The sequence below is a fragment of the Methylocapsa palsarum genome (genome assembly GCF_900114285.1).
Taxonomy (GTDB): Bacteria; Pseudomonadota; Alphaproteobacteria; order Rhizobiales; family Beijerinckiaceae; genus Methylocapsa; species Methylocapsa palsarum.
The window spans coordinates 1-5,305 of record NZ_FOSN01000046.1 but is presented as its reverse complement, the minus strand read 5'-3'; the positions used below and the strand labels follow the sequence as shown (position 1 = coordinate 5,305).

Sequence of the window (5,305 nt, the reverse complement as noted above, 5' to 3'; positions counted from 1 at the left end):
GCTATGACAATGCTCTCGCAGAGACCATCAATGGGCTTTTCAAGGCCGAGGTCATCCATCGACGTGGGCCTTGGCGTTCATTCGAAGCCGTCGAGTTTGCGACGCTGGAATGGGTCGACTGGTTCAACTACCGGCGGCTTCTGGAGCCTATCAGAAACATCCCGCCCGCTGAGGCCGAGGTGCGCTACTATGCCATGCTGGACGAGCCAGCGATGGCCGCATAACTTAAACCAAATGGCCTCCGGCAAACCCGGCGCGGTTCAGCGCGACAATTTTTCGCTCTTTGGCGTGGTTTGAATCCCCTAACAAGGATTTTACGGCCTCCGTGAGAGTGGACGAACAGCGGAAGCGCTAGGCGTCTTCATTCCAGTTAGAGCTTGATAGCGCGGCGCGATCCCGGCGCAAGCGAGAATTATCCCCGGCAGCGCGACTATCCAGGCCGGCCTAATGCCAAGTTCCAGCGAAAAATTGAGGACGAGCACACGTCCAAACGCGACGCCGCTCGCAACCGAGATAAGGCTAGCTTCTGTGAGAGCCGTCAGCACCGCTGCGGCAATGGACATGAGCACAACAGAAAACAGACCCAGAGGCCCTTGTGCTAAGGTTACGCCAAGGAGTCGATAGAGGAGCAGCCAGTACAGAAGTCCCAGCATCACTATCGGCTCGCGCTCGCCCAGCATCAATTGTTGCAAGTAATGCAGCGTCGCCACAACGGCGATCGCGTAAACTAGCCGGTGTAGCCTCCGCCATCTCCGTCCGCCAAGCTTCTTCATCATCTTGTCGGTGGAAGTCGCCGCAAGCAGGGCCAATCCCAACAGCGCTGCTAAACCGACCGTCAGAAATCCGCGAAAGAAAATTTCATCTGCGACGGTCGCGACATCAAACGATTGCTCGGCCACGTAGAAAAGGAGGTGAGCCAGCGCATAAGCGAAGGCGGCGACGCCGACCATTCGCCGCACCTGAACGAGGCGCGCCCAGTGCAGGATCTCCTTCGCAGGGGTGATTAGAAGCGACAGAAAGAGGAAGCGGAGCGCCCAAATTCCCAGCAGATGAATGGCGGCGTTAAGGCGGAGAGCGCCGAGGCCGCCAAGGCCGAAAGCGATTGCCGTCCACACGCCGGGCAGAAGCAAGCCAGCAAAAACGACCGCCTTAAACGGATAAAATCGGCCGCTTCGATCCTGCCAGGGAGTGATCAAGCCTGGCCTAAAGCCGACAGTTTCGCGCCGAGCTTCCGAATCTCCGCCTCGGCGTCGACCTGCTCGGTAACGTCATATTGTACGCCAAGATAATAGATAACCGCGCCATTGTTGTCGAAGAGCGGCGTTACATTCAGCTTGTTGTAAAACAGCTTACCGTCCTTACGGTAGTTTCTGAGCGTCACCTCGATGGCCGCGTGCCTTTCGATTGCGGCGCGTAACCTGTACCGCTCCTCCTGTTCGCGGTCCTCCCCCTGAAGGAAACGGCAATTGCGGCCTATGATTTCTTCCGGAGGATAGCCGGTGATTAATTCAAACGCCTTGTTGACGTAGACGATCGGCCCATCTGGAAGGTCCGGATCGGCGAGCGTCACGCCGTTGACGCAGGAATCGAGGATCTGAGTCAGAATTTGAGGGATAATCCCTCCGCTCTTTTGAATGACGAACATCGGCGCGTTTCCTTGATAATAAATTTCAAACAGTGGATTTCATGACTTGGCGACCAAAAGAGCGCCTTGTTCGTCGAGCAATTGCTTGAGGTTTTCAACGGTTTGCTCCGCGCCTTCTTGAAGTGCAGTGCGGACGAGCTTTTCGAAAGGCCGCATGAACAACTCGAGTTCACGCAATTCGAAAGTGAAGATAAGGCGGCTCAGAGTTGCGCCCGATTCCTCGAGCGCGTAGACGGCGCGGAAAGGGTCAGACACGCCCGCAAGCTCGATTCCCGTCGGCGGACTAAATTCCGTCACCTTGAAGGTTGATTCGGTCGCGATTCCGCGGTCGAGCGTGATTTGCCTCGCCAGCGCGCCCGGCCCGACGGGGCCGTCCGTAATGACCTCCAGTTCGACGACTTGGGCGCACCAGAAGCGATAATGCTCAAACAACCCATAGCCGATATAGTCAAATGCGGCCCTGATAGGACATCCGACGACGGCGCTTGCTTGGCCCGCCACCGGTCTCGCAGCCATTATCGCTCCCATGCTCAGCATTGCCGGCGATCCTCCCATAAACGCTTAACGCTGACGAATCTCGCCAGTTTCTTGGATCAGCATGATACCGCCGACGGCGGAGCGAGAACTCATTTAAATAGAGGCTCTTTGTCGAGAGTGGCATAAATCGAGGCCACGTAGTCGCCGTATCCATTCCAGATTTTCGTTGGACGCCGCTCATCAGTGCCGAGGAGACGTTCCCACGCTTGACTCCAGCGAGGATGCGGCACATCGGGATTCACATTCGCCCAGAAGCCGTACTCCTGCGGCTGCTGTCGCTCCCAGAACGTGATCGGACGTTCTTCGGTAAGAGAAAGGCGAACGATCGATTTGATCGATTTAAAACCGTATTTCCACGGCGTCGCTAAACGCAGTGGCGCGCCATTTTGCGCTAAAAGCGCTTTGCCGTAGGCTCCCGTCACAAGAAAGGACAGTTCGTTGTCCGCCTCGGCGATTGTCAGGGCTTCGACATAGGGCCAAGGATACCAAAATTGTTTTTGCCCTGGAGCCGTTTCGGGGTCCATGAAGCTTTCCAATCGAAGATATTTCGCCGAGCCAAGCGGCCGAGCAAGATTTACCAGCACCTTTAGCGGAAAGCCGATCCAGGGTACGGCCATCGCCCAGCCCTCGACACAGCGATGGCGGTAAAGCCGCTCTTCCAACGGAACTTTGCCCAGAAAGTCGTCGAGATCGAAGGATTGTGCTTCCTCGACGAGACCATCGATCACCACGCGCCAGGGCTTTGTCTTGAACGAACCAGCCTGCGGCGCGCGCGCTCTGCCAGAGTCGAATTCATAGTAGTTGTTGTAACTCGTGGCGTATTTTTCCGCTGTCAGCGGTTGGCTTAAACCGAAGCGACTGGTGTGGGGCGGATATTCCGGCAGCGCCGCCTGAGACCTTTGGGGTCGCGCCAAAGCCGAAAAGCCCGCAGAAGCAGTCAATGCAAGCGCTTCACGGCGGCTCCAAAACACAGCTTCGGGCGTGGCGTCGTTATCGGGGAGCCGCCATCCGGGTCTGCGACCGACAAACATTCCTAACTCCCCGCCGAAATATCCAAAAGCTCGATCCAATCGGCTCTATATTGGGAGCGCCCTAGATATAAGCAAGGAGCCTCACCATCTAAGCTCTAGCGAAATCGGAGCTGATAAGCTTCAAGTGTTGCGGGAGGATGAGAATGGACGCCGGAGTGCATGTCGCGAACTATCTTCTCGTCTTTGTCATGGCGCTATTCGCTCTCCTGCTTATAATGGAGGTCCTGCGCCCGTATAAAAAATTCTCTGGACGATCGCTTAAGCAATCCTTTGCGACAAATACATCCGCCTTTATTTTCAATAACATTATTATGGGCGTCCTATCCGTATCGACCCTGTTTGTAGTCGCCGCTCGATATTCGCATTATGGACTTCTCAATGGCCTCGAATCCGGACCGTTGAAATGGATCCTTACTTTTATTTTGTTTGATTTCTCAGTCTATGTTTGGCACTTCATTGGACATCACAGTGAAAGTCTTTGGCGCTTCCATAAAATCCATCACAGCGACAAAAGCTTCCATGTGACGACCGGTTTTCGCTTCCATGTATTCGATGAGCTTTTGGAAGTCGTCGTGAAGAGTCTGTGTGTCGTCGTGATCGGAGCCGACGCCAACGTCGTCGTCGTGTGCGAGGTGATCCGGATGGCCTTCGTGTTGTTTCACCATTCGAACTTGGTGATTCCAGGCGAAAGATGGCTATCATACATTTTTATTACGCCCTTTCTTCACCGCGCTCACCATTCGACGCTCCGGAGCGAGCATGACAGTAATTACGGGATCGTTCTATCGGTTTGGGATCTGATCTTCGGAACCAGAAAAGAAGTGGTTCCGGAAAAAATCGGTCTTGAGATGATCGAGGCTGAGAATTTTGTCCAATTATTCTGCCTAGCCTTCATAACAGAGCGCCGTCTCGCGAGGTTGTTGCACGTGCTGCCGCGCCGGGGTGGACGAAATTCAAGCTGACTTCGGCGATCCCCATGAATGAAGGTCCGCTTCATGGATGAAAGTCTACTTGTTGCCGGTGGGGGAATCCAAAGCGGTTAGTCTGCGTTCTGCCCAGCCACGCGATAGCTGGAATGGCCGCTTACCAAATTGCCGGCCCGGCAGCAGACTGATACGGTTTCCGGCTGATTGACTCGACGTTAGTGGGGGATTCACGCGGCCTTGCGAAGCAGTTAGGCTTGCGCGCGATGAGCCGGGGGATGCGGACCACGATGCAACTTGAGCGAAAACCGCTCTGGCGCTCAATTCAGCGAGCCGCGCTGACGTCGCGTCGCTAAGTTCGGTGGCGTTTTCGGAACAGCGGCCGGCCACCAGCACTGCAGGATCGCCGGCGTCCGACTCGAAGTCTTCCGCGAATTGACCGCGGCCTTCTCGAATGAACAAGCGTGCCGGCGGCCCGATCTTCTGGACGTCGTGCGTCCGCTGTGGAAGTCCGCCGGCGACTTTGTCAGGCGCTGGAAGTCGGTGGCGCCGAAGCGGTGCAGGAAGGTGCCTTGCTCATAGACCGCGAGTTCATGCGAGCGGGTGCAGCGGAAGTCTTGCGCTTGACCCTCTGCGGCTGTGGGTCCCCAACGCCATCTTGGCAGAGCGAGACAGGATCAAACACAGGACAACCCAACAGTTCGCCGCGCAATTGCCCGACTTCACCCGCCGGACGAGCGTGCTGGGCAAGGAAGCCATCGCGGTGCGCGATGCGCTGCTCGCCGCGCGCGAACCAAATAGTCGACGCCTTGTTTTGGGTCGATGAGGATGATCTTCGCCTGCGCCGGCGTGTTGGTTGCGGCGATGCCCAGGATGATGTTCTGCATCAGCACCGATTTGCCGCTGCCGGTGCTGCCGGCGATCAGCGTGTGCGGCGCATAGCACAATGTCGCCCGACACGTCATTGGCGTCGTCGATCAGGCGGTCGGCCAGGACGCGCACTTCGAGATCGGTCAGCGGAAGTTGCAAAACTTTCAGGCGGCTCACGATCATCGAGCGCAGGAGCGTCATCGAATGGGGTCAAGCCCGTAACGCTGCGGAATGCGGCTGCGGACCAGCTCGACGACCTTGGCGGCTCCGTCTTCGGGATCCCTGGCGTCGACGAACCA

Annotated in this window: 7 protein-coding genes; 2 read left to right on the top strand and 5 right to left on the bottom strand. The window is 56.6% G+C overall.

Features of this window, described 5'->3' with window-relative positions:
• Positions 1-224 (top strand): integrase core domain-containing protein (locus BM177_RS18980; RefSeq protein ID WP_139223752.1); only part of this gene is annotated, 224 nt, incomplete at its 5' end.
• Between the two features lie 90 nt (positions 225-314).
• Here BM177_RS18980 and BM177_RS18975 read toward each other — a convergent pair.
• The 4 genes from BM177_RS18975 to msrP all read right to left on the bottom strand — a co-directional run bounded on the left by BM177_RS18975 (position 315) and on the right by msrP (position 3,213).
• Positions 315-1,115: a protein-methionine-sulfoxide reductase heme-binding subunit MsrQ gene (locus tag BM177_RS18975; RefSeq protein ID WP_175492711.1), complete on the bottom strand. Its 801-nt coding sequence runs from the start codon at positions 1,113-1,115 to the stop codon at positions 315-317.
• A 77-nt stretch (positions 1,116-1,192) separates the two neighbouring features.
• A complete protein-coding gene (locus tag BM177_RS18970; RefSeq protein ID WP_091686819.1) occupies positions 1,193-1,645 on the bottom strand; it encodes a PAS domain-containing protein in 453 nt (150 codons plus the stop codon).
• A gap of 39 nt (positions 1,646-1,684) precedes the next feature.
• Positions 1,685-2,161: an SRPBCC family protein gene (locus tag BM177_RS18965; protein WP_175492710.1), complete on the bottom strand. Its 477-nt coding sequence runs from the start codon at positions 2,159-2,161 to the stop codon at positions 1,685-1,687.
• Between the two features lie 110 nt (positions 2,162-2,271).
• Positions 2,272-3,213: a protein-methionine-sulfoxide reductase catalytic subunit MsrP gene (msrP, locus tag BM177_RS18960; protein ID WP_091686813.1), complete on the bottom strand. Its 942-nt coding sequence runs from the start codon at positions 3,211-3,213 to the stop codon at positions 2,272-2,274.
• Positions 3,214-3,356: 143 nt separating this feature from the next.
• Here msrP and BM177_RS18955 point away from each other — a divergent pair, with 143 nt between their 5' ends.
• On the top strand, positions 3,357-4,175 hold the full coding sequence (locus tag BM177_RS18955) for a sterol desaturase family protein (RefSeq protein WP_091686810.1): 819 nt from the start codon (positions 3,357-3,359) through the stop codon (positions 4,173-4,175).
• A 683-nt stretch (positions 4,176-4,858) separates the two neighbouring features.
• On the opposite strand, the gene BM177_RS20415 is transcribed toward BM177_RS18955, so the two are convergent.
• The gene (locus BM177_RS20415; RefSeq protein WP_210185944.1) at positions 4,859-5,083 is read right to left on the bottom strand and encodes an FtsK/SpoIIIE domain-containing protein; all 225 of its coding nucleotides are present in this window, start codon (positions 5,081-5,083) and stop codon (positions 4,859-4,861) included.
• Positions 5,084-5,305 lie beyond the last annotated feature (222 nt).